15 protein-coding genes are annotated in these 15,014 nt (G+C 64.0%); 9 read left to right on the forward strand and 6 right to left on the reverse strand.

Annotated elements, in window-relative coordinates; genetic code table 11:
• Nucleotides 1–60 precede the first annotated feature (60 nt).
• From GPT34_RS09510 to GPT34_RS09520, 3 genes are read left to right on the forward strand one after another with little or no spacing between them, the layout of a single operon-like run.
• Nucleotides 61–354, forward strand: coding sequence for a FeoA family protein (locus tag GPT34_RS09510; RefSeq protein WP_291011488.1), 294 nt, complete (start codon nucleotides 61–63; stop codon nucleotides 352–354).
• Nucleotides 351–2,249 carry a ferrous iron transporter B gene (locus tag GPT34_RS09515; protein WP_291011490.1) on the forward strand — a complete coding sequence of 633 codons (1,899 nt, stop codon included), beginning with the start codon at nucleotides 351–353 and terminating at the stop codon, nucleotides 2,247–2,249. The genes GPT34_RS09510 and GPT34_RS09515 overlap by 4 nt, the downstream gene beginning before the upstream one ends.
• A complete protein-coding gene (locus tag GPT34_RS09520) occupies nucleotides 2,249–2,491 on the forward strand; it encodes a hypothetical protein (protein ID WP_291011491.1) in 243 nt (80 codons plus the stop codon). Before GPT34_RS09515 ends, GPT34_RS09520 begins: the two co-directional genes overlap by 1 nt.
• Before the next feature lie 222 nt (nucleotides 2,492–2,713).
• Here GPT34_RS09520 and GPT34_RS09525 read toward each other — a convergent pair whose 3' ends face one another.
• The 5 genes from GPT34_RS09525 to GPT34_RS09545 all read right to left on the reverse strand — a co-directional run bounded on the left by GPT34_RS09525 (nucleotide 2,714) and on the right by GPT34_RS09545 (nucleotide 8,891).
• Nucleotides 2,714–5,215, reverse strand: a complete 2,502-nt coding sequence (locus tag GPT34_RS09525) for a PAS domain S-box protein (RefSeq protein WP_291011492.1) — start codon at nucleotides 5,213–5,215, stop codon at nucleotides 2,714–2,716.
• 126 nt (nucleotides 5,216–5,341) lie between these two features.
• Nucleotides 5,342–5,653, reverse strand: coding sequence for a YkgJ family cysteine cluster protein (locus GPT34_RS09530; protein ID WP_291011608.1), 312 nt, complete (start codon nucleotides 5,651–5,653; stop codon nucleotides 5,342–5,344).
• Between the two features lie 3 nt (nucleotides 5,654–5,656).
• Entirely contained in the window at nucleotides 5,657–6,589 is a 933-nt protein-coding gene (locus tag GPT34_RS09535; RefSeq protein WP_291011610.1) for a class I SAM-dependent methyltransferase, read from the reverse strand.
• Between the two features lie 40 nt (nucleotides 6,590–6,629).
• The gene (gene argF / locus GPT34_RS09540) at nucleotides 6,630–7,574 is read right to left on the reverse strand and encodes an ornithine carbamoyltransferase (RefSeq protein ID WP_291011493.1); all 945 of its coding nucleotides are present in this window, start codon (nucleotides 7,572–7,574) and stop codon (nucleotides 6,630–6,632) included.
• Nucleotides 7,575–7,691: 117 nt separating this feature from the next.
• On the reverse strand, nucleotides 7,692–8,891 hold the full coding sequence (locus GPT34_RS09545) for an aspartate aminotransferase family protein (protein WP_291011494.1): 1,200 nt from the start codon (nucleotides 8,889–8,891) through the stop codon (nucleotides 7,692–7,694).
• Nucleotides 8,892–9,204: 313 nt separating this feature from the next.
• Between GPT34_RS09545 and GPT34_RS09550 the strand changes: the two genes are divergently transcribed.
• A complete protein-coding gene (locus GPT34_RS09550; RefSeq protein WP_291011496.1) occupies nucleotides 9,205–9,519 on the forward strand; it encodes a DUF3579 domain-containing protein in 315 nt (104 codons plus the stop codon).
• 390 nt (nucleotides 9,520–9,909) lie between these two features.
• On the opposite strand, the gene rpsT is transcribed toward GPT34_RS09550, so the two are convergent.
• Nucleotides 9,910–10,209, reverse strand: a complete 300-nt coding sequence (gene rpsT / locus GPT34_RS09555; protein ID WP_291011497.1) for a 30S ribosomal protein S20 — start codon at nucleotides 10,207–10,209, stop codon at nucleotides 9,910–9,912.
• A gap of 189 nt (nucleotides 10,210–10,398) precedes the next feature.
• Between rpsT and murJ the strand changes: the two genes are divergently transcribed.
• The 5 genes from murJ to GPT34_RS09580 all read left to right on the forward strand — a co-directional run bounded on the left by murJ (nucleotide 10,399) and on the right by GPT34_RS09580 (nucleotide 14,996).
• On the forward strand, nucleotides 10,399–11,964 hold the full coding sequence (gene murJ, locus GPT34_RS09560) for a murein biosynthesis integral membrane protein MurJ (RefSeq protein ID WP_291011499.1): 1,566 nt from the start codon (nucleotides 10,399–10,401) through the stop codon (nucleotides 11,962–11,964).
• A gap of 21 nt (nucleotides 11,965–11,985) precedes the next feature.
• On the forward strand, nucleotides 11,986–12,843 hold the full coding sequence (locus tag GPT34_RS09565; RefSeq protein WP_291011502.1) for a tetratricopeptide repeat protein: 858 nt from the start codon (nucleotides 11,986–11,988) through the stop codon (nucleotides 12,841–12,843).
• Between the two features lie 120 nt (nucleotides 12,844–12,963).
• The gene (locus GPT34_RS09570; protein ID WP_291011503.1) at nucleotides 12,964–13,356 is read left to right on the forward strand and encodes a PA2779 family protein; all 393 of its coding nucleotides are present in this window, start codon (nucleotides 12,964–12,966) and stop codon (nucleotides 13,354–13,356) included.
• A 55-nt stretch (nucleotides 13,357–13,411) separates the two neighbouring features.
• Entirely contained in the window at nucleotides 13,412–14,320 is a 909-nt protein-coding gene (locus GPT34_RS09575; protein WP_291011506.1) for a PA2778 family cysteine peptidase, read from the forward strand.
• Nucleotides 14,321–14,363: 43 nt separating this feature from the next.
• A complete protein-coding gene (locus GPT34_RS09580) occupies nucleotides 14,364–14,996 on the forward strand; it encodes an NAD-dependent dehydratase (RefSeq protein WP_291011509.1) in 633 nt (210 codons plus the stop codon).
• Nucleotides 14,997–15,014 lie beyond the last annotated feature (18 nt).

The following is a 15,014-nucleotide window of genomic DNA, read 5'->3' on the forward strand; positions in this document are numbered from 1 at the left end:
GGGCGATGGCAGCCACCTGCATTTCAGGCGAGAATAAGAATCGTTATCAATAATGAGATCATGAATGTGATCACCGATCTGCCCACTGCAGTGGGCTTGCACCAGTGGCCCAGCCAGACATGGGCCGAGGTGGTCTCGCTCGCTTCGCCGGCTGACGAGGAGCAGCAGGCGGTGCTCCTGCGGCTGCTGGAAATCGGTTTTCTCCCTGGGGAGCGTGTGCGTGTGATCGCCAAGGGTTTTCCGGGCAGCGACCCGATGGCGGTTCGCGTGGGCCATACCACCTTTGCCTTGCGCAGCCACGAGGCGGCCCTGATCCGCGTACGCGCCGCCAGCGTTGATGGCAGCGAAGCATGAACATGGTCCGCACGGCTGACACTGCGCTTCCGCTGCGCCTGGCCTTGCTGGGCAACCCCAACTGCGGCAAGACCGCGCTGTTCAACCTGCTCACCGGCAGCCGGCAGAAGGTGGCGAACTACGCCGGCGTGACGGTGGAGCGCAAGGAGGGGTCGCTGCGCACGCCGCAGGGGCGTGAGGTGCTGGTGATCGATCTGCCCGGTGCCTACAGCCTCAATGCACTGAGCGCCGACGAAGCCGTCACGCGCGACATCGTCACCGGCCAGCGCGCAGACGAGCCGCTACCCGATCTGGTGGTTTGTGTGGTGGACGCGACCAACCTCAAGCTCAACCTTCGGCTGGTGCTGGAGGCGCGTGCGCTTGGACTGCCCATGGTGCTGGCGCTCAACATGGTCGACTTGGCCCGGCAGTCGGGCGTCGAGGTGGACCGAGAGACGCTCGAACGCGAACTCGGCATGCCGGTGGTGGAAACCGTGGGCGTGCAGCACGACGGCGCGCGGGCGTTGCTTGAGCAGCTCGACCACCTGCCCACAAAGCCCCGCGAAGCGGTGACCAGCGCCGGGCGCTGGCACGCCGGCACGGTGGAGCAGGTGATGGCCACGCAGCAGGCGGTGCGACGCATCGTGGCTCAAGCGGTGAAACAGCCGCCCAACACGCTGGCGCGAGACGACGCGGTGGACCGCGTCGTGCTGCACCCGCTGTGGGGTATGGTGCTGCTGGGGTTTACGCTGTTCCTGATGTTCCAGGCCGTATTCAGCTGGGCAGCGCTGCCGATGGAACTGATCAAGTCTGGCGTGCAGTCGCTGTCGGACGGCATCCAGACCGTGCTGCCGGCGGGCCCGCTCACCAGCCTGCTGACCGATGGCGTGATCGCCGGCGCCGGCGGCGTGCTGGTGTTCTTGCCACAGATTCTGGTGCTGTTCTTCTTCATCCTGGTGCTGGAGGACTCGGGCTATCTGCCGCGCGCGGCCTTTCTGCTCGACCGCGTGATGGGCACGGTAGGGCTGTCGGGCCGCTCCTTCATTCCGCTGCTCTCCAGCTTCGCCTGCGCCGTGCCCGGTGTGATGGCCACCCGCACCATTACCCACTGGCGAGATCGACTGGTGACCATCATGATCGCCCCGCTCATGACCTGCTCGGCGCGCTTGCCGGTGTACGCGCTGCTCATCAGCGCCTTCATCCCGTCGCGTACGGTGGGGGGCCTGTTCAACCTGCAGGGGCTGGTGATGTTCGGCCTGTACCTCGGCGGCATCGTCTCGGCGATGGCGGTGGCCGGTGTGTTCATGCTGTGGCGCGGCCACGCACGGCCCACGCCGCTCATCATGGAGTTGCCTACCTACCGCTGGCCCAGCCCACGCAACCTGGCGCGCGGGCTTTATGAGCGTGCCCTAATTTTTGTGCGCCGTGTGGGTGGCATCCTGCTGGCGCTGATGATCTTGCTATGGTTCCTGTCTTCCTACCCCGGTGCGCCCGAGGGCGCCACAGGCCCGGCTATTCAGTACAGCTTCGCCGGCACCATAGGCCACTGGCTTGAGCCGCTGGTCGCGCCCATCGGCTTCAACTGGCAGATCGCCATCGCACTCGTGCCCGGCATGGCAGCACGCGAAGTGGCGGTGGGTGCCCTGGGCACGGTGTATGCGCTCTCGGCGACTGGAGGCGACACGGAAGCCCAGCTCGGTGGTCTGATCGCGCAAAGCTGGTCACTGGCCACAGCGCTTTCGCTGCTGGTCTGGTACGTGTTTGCGCCGCAATGCATCTCGACCCTGGTGGCGGTGAAGCGCGAGACCAATGGCTGGCGCTATCCGTTGCTCATGACCAGCTACCTGTTTGGTCTGGCCTACCTCGCCAGTTTCGTCACCTACCGGTTGGCGCTGTGGTTGGGCGGAGGCAGCTGATGCAACAGGTGTTGGTGCTCCTGATCGGGCTGGGCGCAGCAGGCTATGCAGTCTGGTACTGGCTGCCAGAGGCGTGGCGCAAGCCCTTGGGCCGGGTGCACGAATCGCTGGCAGCGGCGCCGAGCTGCAGCGCCTGCGAAGCCGGCTGCAGTGGCTGCTCGAAGGCGGGTGACGCACCGACTCCCGTGCCCAGCAAAAACCGGACCATTCCGATCACGCTGCAGCCTCCTCCCGATCGCTGAGCCAGGGTCTGTCGAACGTTTTTGCTGCCAGCCACAAATCCGCGCCAAAGCGCAGGTGAGGTGTCAGCATCACGGCGTGTTGCAGATCGGACTGCAAACTTGCGCGGCCGCAATCAGCGAAGTGGGCAACTCAAGGTGGCTGGTAATCGGTCTTTGATGAAGCGCTTCATGGCATACCCACCAGCGTGACTGTCGCGTGAACCTGCGCGCCTCCCTCGGCGTTCAGTCTCTTGCAGACAGTAGGGCCTCGATCGCGCCGCAAAACTCATCCACTGAGCTTGCTTTGAAAATGAGGTTGTTTATCCCGGCACTCTGGGCCTGCGCGCTCAGCTTTTCATCAATAAAACCTGACGCGATGGCAACGGGCAGGTCCGACTTGATCGCGTGAGCCAAGCGGGCAACATCGAGCCCGGACATGCCTGGCATGTTGTAGTCGGTCAGGACCAAATCGATGCCGGCCGGATCAGCGCTGATCGCATCAAGCGCAGATTGCTGATCGTGGTGGGCGCTGACGCGGTAACCACGACGTTCCAGCAGTCGTTTCACCAGCGAAACCAGCGCCTCATCGTCGTCGAGATACAGGATGTGAGGAGCAGAAACTGAGAGGCCTTTTGAAACGCCGGATTGAGGCGCCAGCGGGGAGGCTGGCGAGGTGGCCGGCTTCACGTCCTGCGGTGGTTGGTCCGATGCAGTGCCCAACGGGGTGGGGCAGGCGGGCAGATACAGCGTGAACTGAGTCCCGGCGCCTGGTTCGCTGTTGACCACGATCACGCCTTTGTGACCTTGCACGATGCCGTGTACCACGGACAACCCCAGTCCGGTGCCTTCGCCCACAGGCTTGGTCGTGAAAAAGGGTTCAAAGATCCGAGCAAGAATGGCTTGGCTCATTCCAGGCCCGTCATCGCTGAAGGTGAGGCGCACCGCGGCATCCTGGTTCTGTTTGTGAAACTCGCGCAGCGACGGATGTTGTGTCAGCAAGTCATCATCAAGAACGACAGCATCGAGCCTTATGTCAATCTGACCCGGTTGGCCATCCATTGCCTGCACGGCATTGGTGGCCAGATTGATCAGGATCTGCTGCATTTGCGAGGTATCGGCTGAAACATCTGGTGTGTTGGGGGCGCATTGCACGAAAATGGCTGCCCGCGCTGGCAGCGTGGCGCGCAGCATGCTTGCCGTCTCTTCGATCACTGGACCAAGAGCCGTCTGTTGGTAGTGAGTGTGCTGTCGCCGGCTGAAGGCCAGAATTTGCTTCACCAGGTCCCGGGCGCGGCTGGCGGCCTTATGAATTTCCTCCAGGCTCTCTTGCGCCTTCGATGCTGGACTCGCATCCTCGCGTGCCAGAGCGACGTTGCCCAGAATCGCCGCAATGATGTTGTTGAAATCGTGTGCAATACCGCCTGCCAGTGTTCCTATTGCTTGCATCTTTTGCGATTCGCGCAGTTGAGTTTCGAGTTCAGCGCGCGATGCTTCTGCCAGCTTGCGAGGCGTGATGTCGAACGAGGTACCTCGGTAGCCAGTCACAGCACCTTGACGGTCGCGAAGTGGAATTCGGGAGGTTTGCATCCAGCTGATCGAGCCGGATTTGGTGACGACACGGTATTCGAGACCGTAGAGCGAACCGTCCGGTTTTTTGTAGTCTTCAAAGCAGGCGTTGACTCTTTCGATCTCTCCCGGTGGCATGAAGGCCGCCGGCGTGCGGCCAAGCATTTCCTCTGGGGTGTATCCCAGCATTCTTTCAGCCGCTTCCGATACATAGGTGTAGCGGAAGTCAGCGCCCAGGTCACAGATGTATCCTCCGGCCGCCTCGGCCGCATCTCGATAACGCGCCTCGCTCTCGCGTTGTGCGGCGTCAGCCTGCTTGCGCGGTGTGATGTCAAAAGCAGTTCCGCGATATCCGGTGAGGGTACCTTTGCTGTCGTGAAGGGGGATTCGGGAGACTTGTAGCCAAAGCACAGCACCGGCCTTCGTGACGATCCGGTGCTCCAGCCCGTGAACCGAGCCATCCTTTTCCAAGTGCTGTTCAAGCCAGGCATTGACCCTGTCGATCTCACCTGGCGGCATGAATTCGGCCGGCGTGCGTCCCAATAGTTCATTCGAAGGGTAGCCGAGCAGCTTTTCTGCGCGTTCTGACACAAACGTGTACCGGAAATTGGTGTCAATATCCAGGATGTATCCACCCATGACCTCGGCGGCATCCCGGTAGCGGGTTTCGCTTTCGCGTAGAGCTGCCTCAGCACGTTTGCGTTCGCTGATATCGCGCATGATGCCAATGAAGTGCGTCACACTCCCATCGGCATCGCGCACCGGAGAAATGGACAGGTCGTTCCAGAAAATGCGGCCGTCTTTGCAATAGTTGAGGACTTCGCCTGAGAACGCGCTGTGCTCCTGCAAAGCGTTGCGGATGCCGTCGACGGTTCCGGTGTCGGTTAGCGGGCCTTGCAGGAACGCACAGGTGCGCCCGGCCACTTCCTGCTGGCTGTATCCGGTGATGGACTCGAATGCAGGATTGACCAGAATGATGCGACGAGCATTGTCCGCAATGACAACGCCTTCTGAGGTCGCCCCGAAAGCCAGTGCACTGACGCGCCTGGCTTCTTCAGCGAGTTGGCTTGGATGCTGTGCTTGCCCAGATTCCTCGTCACTTGGATCCACTGGGGTGCTGACGCCCCCGGCTGTGCCGAGGCCTGTCAACGACGATGAATTGTCAGGTTTGGCACTCATCGACATATGCTCTTTTCCATGAATGGACGCAGTCTAAATTTTTCGCTTTGGCTGGATGAATCGATGGGGCCAGAAAGCTGGTGAAGGCCTGTTCATCGACACATGACCCTTTTAATTAAGCGTAGTTCACGGCATCAGCGGTAGCAAGCCATGGCGCACTCGGGCGCGCTGACAAGCCTCGCTGCCTGCTTCGAACTCTCGGCAAGGCGACGGGCGCCAATCGTAGATGCCGCAGGCCGCGCGCTCGCCAAGCCTGCCGGTGAGCGCGGCGCATCGCGGCGGGCTGTGGTCGGAGCCGCGCATGCGGGCGGTGTGTTGGGTGACCTCGACGGTCAGGCCGTCTGGCACCGTGCCGCCTCCAGTCTGGGTCTCCATGACGGAGAAGTCAACGCGGAAACTGGCGCAGCACACGCCGCAGCTGAGGCAGGGATTTGAGATGGCTCAGGCCTCGGTGCGTGGCGGCACCTCGGGGGCGCGGTAAATCAACACCTTGAGCGAGCGCTCGGCGTCCACGTCGGCAAAAGCGGCCGGGTTGGGCAGGCGCTGCTCGAACGCCAGTTCGGGAGCGACTTCGGCCATCTGGGTTTGCAGGAAGTCCACGCTCAATTCTGGCGCATTGAGGCAGAGCATGGCGCGCCCGCCAGGGCGCAGCAATTCGGGCAGGCGGCGCATCAGTCTGGCGTAGTCCTTGGTGGCCACGAAGCTGCCTTTCTGGAAGCTCGGCGGGTCCACGATGACGAGGTGGTAGGGGCCGCTGCGTGTGATCTTTCCCCAGGTTTTGAAGATGTCGTGAGACAGGAAGCCGGCGCCGGACTGCAGGCCGTTGAGTGCGTGGTTGTGTTGACCCTGGGCGATGGCGCCCGCGCTCATGTCCAGGTTCACTACCTGCTTGGCGCCACCCTGCAGCGCCACCACCGAAAACGCGCATGTGTAGGCGAACAGGTTGAGCACCTTCTGCCCAGCTGCCTGCTGGCGCACCCAGCGCCGGCCTTCAGCCATGTCGAGAAACAGACCATGGTTCTGACCCTGGAGCAGGTGCACCGCAAAGCTCGCGCCGTCTTCGCTCACCACATGTGGCTCGGGCACGCTGCCGACCATCAACCGGGTCTCGGTTCGATGGCCGTCGCGGCGCTGAAACACCCAGTTCAGTGGCTCATCGGGCGCAAGCTGGGCCCAGCGCGCGGTGAGCGCGTCGTGCACCTGCGCCAGTTCGGCGTCGCTCATCGGCGCGAATGCCGTCAGCAGCCAGGCGGGCGGGTAAGCGTCCAGTGCCAGGTGTTCACAGCCCGGGAATAGCCCGCCGCGCCCGTGAAACACGCGCTGAGCATCAACGGGTCGGACCATCTGCGCAATGGCATCGAGCAGGGGCTGCATGGCCCCGTCAGTGCGGCCGGTCATCGCACTGGTGCGTGCATCACAGGCGACCGAGCAGCAGGTACTCCATCAAGGCCTTTTGCGCGTGCATGCGATTTTCGGCCTCATCCCAGACCACGCTTTGCGGCCCATCGATCACCTCGGCCATCACCTCTTCGCCGCGGTGGGCGGGCAGGCAGTGCATGAAGAGCGCATCGGGTTTGGCCGCGGCCATCATGGATTCGTCCACGCACCACTGCGCAAACGCGGTGCGTCTCACCTCGTTTTCGGCTTCAAAGCCCATGCTGGTCCAGACGTCGGTGGTGACCAGGTCGGCACCGGCGCAGGCCTCGCGAGGGTTCTTGAAGACCTTGTAGCAGTTGCGGTTGGCGATACCGGCCAGCACCGGGTCAACCTCGTAGCCGCTGGGCGTGCTCACGTGCACGGTGAAGCCCAGCAGCTCGGCAGCCTGCAGCCAAGTGTTGGCCATGTTGTTGCCGTCGCCCACCCAGGCCACGACCTTGCCGCGGATCGCGTCCAGCGGCAGACCGCTGGCGGCCGGCCGGTGCTCGGCCAGGGTGAACAGGTCGGTGAGGATCTGGCAAGGATGGAATTCGTTGGTCAGGCCATTGATCACCGGCACGCGCGAGTGCGCCGCGAAGCTCTCCAGCTTGGCTTGTTCGTAGGTGCGGATCATCACCAGATCGACCATGCGGCTGATCACCTTGGCGCTGTCTTCTATGGGTTCGGATCGGCCGAGCTGGCTGTCGCCGGTGGTCAGGTGTACCACCGAGCCGCCCAGTTGGTACATGCCTGCTTCGAAGCTCACGCGGGTTCGCGTGCTGGCCTTTTCGAAGATCAACGCCAGCGTGCGGTCGGGGTCGGCGAACGGCTGGTGTTTCTCGAACGCCTTGAACTTTTGCTTGATGAAGGCGGCGCGCTGGAACAGGTAGCCGTATTCGTCGGCATTGAGGTCCTTGAATTGCAGATAGTGTTGGATGTGCATGGCTTCAGAGGGTCGGTGTGTATATCGCAACAGGCGTGGCCAGTGCGGAACTGGCTTCGCGAGTCCGCTGCTGGCGCTCCCTTGGCGTCGTATCGCGAAGCGGCTCGGGGGTGGGCCTCACTCGGCCAGGAAGGTGGTGATGAGCGGCAGCAGGATGTCTGCCACCTGATCGGCTTCGGCCTCCGTCATGATGAGCGGCGGCACGATGCGGATCACGCTGTCGGCCGTGACCGAGATCAGCAGGCCGGCGTCGGCTGCACGCTGCGTCAGTGCGCCGCAGGGCTTTGCCAGCTCGATGCCCAGCATCAGGCCATGGCCACGCACATCGCGCACGCCAGGGTGCTCCATCAGGGCGGTGGCGAACCGGGTTTTCAGTCGCGTGCCCACCCGCTCGGCATTGGCCAGCAGGTCATCTTCTTCCATGATACGAATGGTCTCCACGCCGGCCCGCATGGCCAGCGGGTTGCCGCCGAAGGTGGTGCCGTGGTTGCCGGGCGCAAAAATGTTCGCGGCCTTGGGGCCGGCCACCACCGCGCCGACCGGCACGCCAGAGCCCAGGCCTTTGGCCAGCGGCATCACGTCGGGCAGGATGCCAGCCCACTGGTGAGCAAACCACTTGCCGGTGCGGCCCATGCCGCACTGCACCTCGTCGATCATCATCAGCCAGTCGTTGGCGTCGCACAGCGCGCGCAGGCCTTGCATGTAATCCACCGTCATCGGGTTCACGCCGCCTTCGCCCTGGATGGCCTCGAAGAACACGGCCACCACGTTCGGGTTGCCGGCCGTGGCTTTTTTCAGCGCAGCCAGGTCATTGACCGGCACGCGGATAAAGCCTTCGACCAGCGGGCCGAACCCGGCCTGGATCTTTGGATTGCCGGTGGCCGACAGGGTGGCGATGCTGCGGCCGTGGAAGGCTTTTTCATAGACCACGATTTCCGGGCGCTCGATGCCTTTGTCGTGTCCAAACTTGCGCGCCAGCTTGAGCGCGGCCTCGTTGGCTTCCAGGCCGGTGCTGCAGAAGAACACATTGGTCAGCCCCGAGCGCTCCACCAGCATCTGCGCCAACCGCTCCTGGTCGGGTATGTGATAGTAGTTGCAGCAGTGGATCATCTTGGCCACCTGGTCCTGCAAGGCGGGTACCAGCTTGGGGTGCGCATGGCCCAGGGTGTTGACCGCGATGCCGGCCAGCGCGTCCAGGTAGGACTTGCCATTCACGTCCCAGACGCGGCAACCTTGGCCGTGCGTCAGTGCGATCGGCAGGCGTCCGTAGGTGTTCATGACGTGCGGCGAGGCCACGGGATTCAGGGCAGCGTTCATGGGGGACTCCGGTGCAGGCGTGAGAAAACGAATCGGCCCAACGTGGCCAAAGGCCGGTTGAGCCGTCAAAAAGCGATTCTAGAGGCAGGTACCGACCCGATCCTTGCTGTCTGCACATCACAGTGATGCAACAGCCCAGCGACTCGCGCGGACAACACACGAATCTGACCGAACCCGTCTGGTGCGTCGTGGGGCATGGGTGCGGGTTTTCCCTGATCTCAAGTCTTATATAAGATAGAATACCCACAGCGGTCTGGTCCAGCGATCCTTGGCCAGCACCCCACTCAGCGCCCCATCCCGAGGCTCTCCATCGATGGCCCCAACCGAAGCCAAACAAGTGTTCATCCAGGGCGTTACCGCCAGTGGCCGTACCTTTCGCCCGAGCGACTGGGCGGAGCGTTTGGCGGGCGTGATGAGCCCGTTTCGCCCTGGCGGAGCGAGCCCGGGCAGTCACCTGAGCTACTCACCCTGGTGCGTGCCCAACACGATCAACGGCGTCAAGTGCGTGGTGGTTCACACCGATCTGCGCGAGGCCGATCCCATGGCCTGGGACTTCGTCATGCACTTTGCCCGCGACAACGAGTTGCAGGTGGCTGAAGGCTGCCTGTTGCCGGACGCACCCGCCTGAATCCGCCGGCTTGGCCTCATGCGACGAGATCGTCGTAAGAAGAACCCATTCATTTATAAGGGTTTGCAACATGGCCGTCGCCAAAATCATCGAAATCATCTCAGGCAGCCAGAAAAGCTTTGACGACGCGGTCAAGCAGGGCATGACCGGGTGAACGACAGCGTGACCGAAGTCAGCGGCGCGTGGATCAAGGACCAGCGCGTGGTGATGAAGGCTACCTTCACGGGCAAGGTCAAAGCGCCGGCCCGCAAGAGGTGAGGCTTGGCCCGGAAACAGAAAAGCCGTCTTGCGACGGCTTTTTTGCTTTTGCTGGCAGCGCACCCGTTTCAAACGGCAGACCCTGACGGGTCCGGGCTGTGGGTCGGGCGCTGGGGCCAGACCCGTGGGTCGTCAGGCGGTGGCGGTTGCCAATGCCTTGACTTTGGAGGACAGGCGACTCTTGTCGCGCGCTGCCTTGTTCTTGTGGAAGATGCCCTTGTCGGCCACGATGTCCACGACCTGCTGCATCTTGGCAAACAGTTCGGTGGCCTTGACCTTGTCGCCGGCCAGCACGGCCTTTTCGACGTTCTTCACCACGGTGCGGTATTTCGAGCGCAGCGAGGTGTTGGCTGCGTTGAGCTTGACGTCCTGGCGGGCGCGTTTGCGGCCCGAGGCAAGTCGGGGGTTCTTTTTCTTCGGCTTGGTGGCCATGATGTGTTTCCTTCGATGTTTGGAGATGTTGCCAGCAAAGCCCGCGATTCTACCATTCATGTGCCTGCCGAGCAGAAGCGCCCAGGGCAACCGTGCAGCCGGCTTAGCCGGGCCGTGGTTGCGTTCCATCACCTGCAAGCGCGGGGGCACAGGCCAGAGGCGGCGCAGGGGGTGCCTTAAACTTCCTCGGTGTCGCTGTTCAAATCTGCCTCCCTGGTCTCGCTGCTGACGCTGGCTTCGCGCATTACCGGGCTGGTGCGCGAGCTGCTCATGGCTGCCACGTTTGGTGCCAGCGCGCTCACGGACGCGTTCAACGTTGCCTTCCGCATCCCCAATCTGCTGCGCCGGCTGTTCGCCGAAGGCGCGTTCAGCCAGGCTTTTGTGCCGGTGCTGGCCGCCGCGCGAGAGAAAGACGGCGACGCCTCTACCCGGGAACTGATCGACCAGATCGCCACCGTGCTCGCCTGGGCCTTGACGGCCACCTGCGTGATCGGCGTGGCCGCGGCGCCGGTGCTGGTCTGGGCCATGGCCAGCGGTCTGAAACAGAGCCCCGAGGGGTTCGAGGCAGCGGTTTTTATGACGCGCTGGATGTTCCCCTACATCGGCTTCATGTCGCTGGTGGCGCTGTCAGCCGGCATCCTGAACACCTGGAAGCGCTTTGCCGTACCGGCGGCAACGCCGGTGCTGCTCAACCTGGCCATGATCGCAGCCGCTTACTGGGGCGCACCCTGGTTGGGCGGCATGGGCATCGAGCCGATTTACGCCATGGCCGGCGGCGTGCTGCTCGGTGGCATGTTGCAGCTCGGAGTGCAGATACCGGCCTTGTACCGGCTGGGGCTGCTGCCCCGTATCCGCCTGCGCTGGTCGTCTCTGCGCAGCGCCTGGAATCATCCGGGCACCCGGCGGGTGACCACGCTCATGCTGCCGGCGCTGCTGGGCGTGAGCGTGGCGCAGATTTCGCTGCTGATTAACACCCAGATCGCGTCCCACCTAGTCACCGGCAGCGTGAGCTGGCTGACCTATGCCGACCGGCTCATGGAATTCCCCACCGCCATGCTCGGTGTGGCGCTTGGTGTGGTGTTGTTGCCGCAGCTGGCAGCGGCTCAAGGCGCCAATGACGCCGCCCGGTACAGCGGTTTGCTTGACTGGGGCTTGCGGCTGGTGGTGCTGCTGGCCGTGCCGTGTGCGGTGGCGCTGCTGACCTTTGCCAAACCGCTGGTGGCGGTGCTCTACCACTACGGCCGATTCACCGATCACGACGTGCAGCAGACGTCGGTGGCACTCATGGGCTATGGCGCCGGCCTGGTGGGCCTGATCGCGATCAAGGTGCTGGCACCAGGCTTTTACGCCCGCCAGGACATCCGCACCCCGGTGAAGATCGCTATTGTGGTGCTGGTACTCACCCAGTGTCTCAACCTGGTGCTGGTGCCGTTGCTGGCCCACGCTGGCCTGGCGCTGGCGATCGGCCTCGGGGCGATGGTCAACGCAACCTGGCTGCTGATTGGTCTGATACGCCGAGGGGCTTACACACCGTCGCCGGGCTGGGCGCGCTTCGGCCTACAGGTGGTGGCGGCCAGTGCCCTGCTGGCGGTGTACCTGATGTGGGTGGCCTCGGCCCAGAACTGGCTGGCCTTTGACGGGCATGGCCTGCAGCGTGTAGGCTTAACTACCTTGTGCATCATCGGTGCGGTGGTGGTTTACTTCTTGGCCCTGATGCTCTCGGGCGTGAAGTTGCGCCAGTTCGTCCGGAAATGAGGACCATTTCGGTCTGGACCCATGTCTTTTGCGTTCGATCTTTCAGCGGCCACGCCGCTGGGTTATTTCGCTGCCCTGGTCGGAGAGGACGACAGCCTCCCGCTGCTGGAGGCCGCCGCGGCCATCGCGCAGGACGAATACCCCGAGCTCGACGTGCAGCAGGTTCTTGGCGACGTCGACCAGCTGCTCGCCCGCGTGAAGCGGCGCAGCGCTGAAGCCACCGGGCCGATGCAGCGCCTGCGGGTGCTCAATCAGTTTTTCTTCCGCGATATGGGCTTTGGCGGCAACGTCAACAACTACTACGATCCGGACAACAGCTACGTCAACGTGTTGCTCAAAACGCGGCGCGCGATCCCCATCACGCTGGCCGTGCTATGGCTGGAGCTGGCCCAGGGCCTGGGCCTGAAGGCCCGCGGCGTCAACTTTCCCGGGCATTTCATGGTCAAGGTCAACCTGCCCAATGGCCAGGTCGTGATCGACCCGTTCACTGGTCAGTCGCTGAGCCGCGAAGACCTGTCCGAGCGGCTAGAGCCATACAAGCGGCGTAACGGCCTGGTGGACGACTTCGATGTGCCGGTGGGCCTGTACCTGCAGGCGGCAGGGCCGCGCGAAATCCTGGCGCGCATGCTGCGCAACCTCAAGGAAGTGCACCGCACCCAGGAAGACTGGCTGCGCCTGATCGCGGTGCAGGACCGCCTGCTCATCCTGCTGCCCGACGCCTGGGTCGAGTACCGCGACCGCGGACTGGCCTGGGCCGAAATGGGCGACAACCGGCTGGCGGTGAGCGATCTCGAGATCTATGTGGCCCAGACCGACGACGCGCTTGACCGCGATGCCATCGAGCAGCGCTTGCTGGAACTGCGGCGCGAGTTGAACTGAGCGTGCTCGTCAGGGTTTCCGGTTGTAAGCCCTATTGACGCGGACCAGCTGACTGCTGATGATGAGTTGCGCCCTGATTGTTTCGGGCGCTTTTTCTCAACGCCTTAAAGATTGCACGCCATGCTCACCTTCCTCAAACGCCTCGTCGCCACCGTTCTCATCCCTTGCGTCGCACTGGCTGGCCTGCCCCTGATGGCCCAGGCGGGTATCGTCAGCACTGAGCAGGCCATGAGCGCCGAGGCGGCCGACGCCAACCGCGACCGCGTGACCAGCTTTCTGACGCGCGACGATGTGCGCGCCGAACTGCAGGCCCAGGGCGTGAGCGCTGATGACGCGGTTGCCCGCGTCCAGGCGATGTCGGATGCTGAAGTCGCCCAACTGGCCCAGCGGGTCGATCAGGCGCCGGCTGGCGCGGGCATTGTCGGGGTGCTGTTCACCATCTTCGTGATCCTGCTGATCACCGACATCCTGGGCTTCACCAAGGTGTTCCCTTTCACCCGTGCCATTCGCTGATCCCGCGGTGCGACCTGTCCGGTCGCCACGCACCACCCCCGCTCTGGCGGGGGTTTTGCTTTCTGCGCTGATGCTGCTGTCGGGTTGCGCCATTGCGCCGTCGGTGGCAGTGTTTGAGGAGGGCTGGTCGGCGAGCTGGCCCGAACACGTGCTGCTGGCACAGGTGCCCTTTTTTCCCCAGGACGACACACTGTGCGGCCCGGCTTCGCTGGCCATGGTGGCCCAGGCAGCAGGTAGCCGCGTCACGCCCGATGTGCTCACGCCCCAGGTCTACCTACCGGGTCGCCAGGGCAGCTTGCAAGTCGAGATGCTGGCCGCCACGCGGCGGCAAGGACTGGTGCCGTATTTGCTGGCGCCTCGGCTGTCGGCGCTGCTCGACGAGGTGGCCGCAGGCGCGCCGGTGCTGGTGTTGCAGAACCTGTCGCTGCCGATCGCGCCGCAGTGGCACTACGCGGTGGTGATCGGTTACAACCGAGCCGCACAAACCGTCACCTTGCACTCGGGGACCACGCCGCGGCTGGTGCTGCCTCTGTCGACCTTCGAACTCACCTGGGCACGCTCGGATCGCTGGGCGGCGCGCGTGATCGCGCCCGACCGGCTACCGGCAACGGCCGAGGCCGACCGCTGGGCGGCGGCGGTCGCGCCCCTGGAGCGGGTCGACCCGGCTGCTGCCGAGCTCGCTTGGCGCACCGCGCTGATGCGGTGGCCTGACCACCGCATCAGCCTGCTTGGCCTGGGCAACATTGCGTATGCGCAAGGCCAGCGGGCTGCCGCCGCGACCGCTTACCTCGCGGCGGTGCAGGCCCACCCCGACTTTGCCGATGCCTGGAACAACCTCGCCCAGGTGCGGCTGGAGCAGGGTGACCGTGCGGCAGCGGTACAGGCCATCGATCGCGCGCTGGCCCTGGGCGGTCCGCGCTTGCCCGCGTACCAGGCTCTGCAGCGCCGCATCATCGGGCCGTGATCGGTAAGCCGTCGACAATCGGCGTTTGGTTTAGGGACGCGACATGACACGAGTGATGCTGGTGGGGGCTACCGGCCTGGTGGGCGGCGAGGTGCTGAAGCTGGCCCTGATCGACCCGAAGGTGCAGCAGGTGGTGGCACCCACACGCCGGGCCCTGCCTGCGCACGCCAAGTTGCTCAACCCGGTGGTGGACTTTGACGTTTTGCCGGTTGATGCCGACTGGTGGGCGGTGGATGCGGTGATCTGCGCCCTGGGCACCACCATCAAGAAAGCGGGTTCGCGGGCGGCGTTCACCCGGGTCGATCACGACCACCCCTTGCGGGTGGCCGAGCTGGCACGCAGTCACGGCGCCCAGGCCTATGCGCTCAATTCGGCGCTTGGCGCCGACCCCGATTCCCGCGTGTTCTATTCGCGTACCAAAGGCGAGCTGGAGCGCGATCTGCAGGCCTTGGGCTATCCCTCGCTCACATTCGTGCGGCCCGGTCTGATCGGCGGCGAGCGCGAGGAGGCGCGCCCAGCCGAGCAACTGGGTGTGATGGTGTCGCAATGGCTGCGGCCGCTGCTGCCGGCGCGCTACCGCGTGGTGCCGGCCGAGCGCATCGCGTTCCACCTGCTGCACGCTGCGCTGTCCGCGCGGCCCGGCTCACGAGTGCTGATGTCCGAGCAGATCATCTGATCGACCGGGGTTGCAGTC

It is taken from the genome of Hydrogenophaga sp., assembly GCF_011390835.1.
Classification (GTDB): domain Bacteria; phylum Pseudomonadota; class Gammaproteobacteria; order Burkholderiales; family Burkholderiaceae_C; genus Hydrogenophaga.

Excerpts from the sequence above, each read along its gene's own strand:
- GPT34_RS09510 (WP_291011488.1), top strand. The coding sequence starts at position 61 with ATGAATGTGATCACCGATCTGCCCACTGCAGTGGGCTTGCACCAGTGG.
- GPT34_RS09535 (WP_291011610.1), bottom strand. The coding sequence starts at position 6,589 with ATGCAGCCCCTGCTCGATGCCATTGCGCAGATGGTCCGACCCGTTGAT.
- GPT34_RS09545 (WP_291011494.1), bottom strand. The coding sequence starts at position 8,891 with ATGAACGCTGCCCTGAATCCCGTGGCCTCGCCGCACGTCATGAACACC.
- GPT34_RS09570 (WP_291011503.1), top strand. The coding sequence starts at position 12,964 with ATGCTCACCTTCCTCAAACGCCTCGTCGCCACCGTTCTCATCCCTTGC.
- GPT34_RS09525 (WP_291011492.1), bottom strand. The coding sequence starts at position 5,215 with ATGAGTGCCAAACCTGACAATTCATCGTCGTTGACAGGCCTCGGCACA.
- rpsT (WP_291011497.1), bottom strand. The coding sequence starts at position 10,209 with ATGGCCACCAAGCCGAAGAAAAAGAACCCCCGACTTGCCTCGGGCCGC.
- GPT34_RS09520 (WP_291011491.1), top strand. The coding sequence starts at position 2,249 with ATGCAACAGGTGTTGGTGCTCCTGATCGGGCTGGGCGCAGCAGGCTAT.
- GPT34_RS09565 (WP_291011502.1), top strand. The coding sequence starts at position 11,986 with ATGTCTTTTGCGTTCGATCTTTCAGCGGCCACGCCGCTGGGTTATTTC.
- GPT34_RS09550 (WP_291011496.1), top strand. The coding sequence starts at position 9,205 with ATGGCCCCAACCGAAGCCAAACAAGTGTTCATCCAGGGCGTTACCGCC.
- GPT34_RS09515 (WP_291011490.1), top strand. The coding sequence starts at position 351 with ATGAACATGGTCCGCACGGCTGACACTGCGCTTCCGCTGCGCCTGGCC.
- GPT34_RS09580 (WP_291011509.1), top strand. The coding sequence starts at position 14,364 with ATGACACGAGTGATGCTGGTGGGGGCTACCGGCCTGGTGGGCGGCGAG.
- argF (WP_291011493.1), bottom strand. The coding sequence starts at position 7,574 with ATGCACATCCAACACTATCTGCAATTCAAGGACCTCAATGCCGACGAA.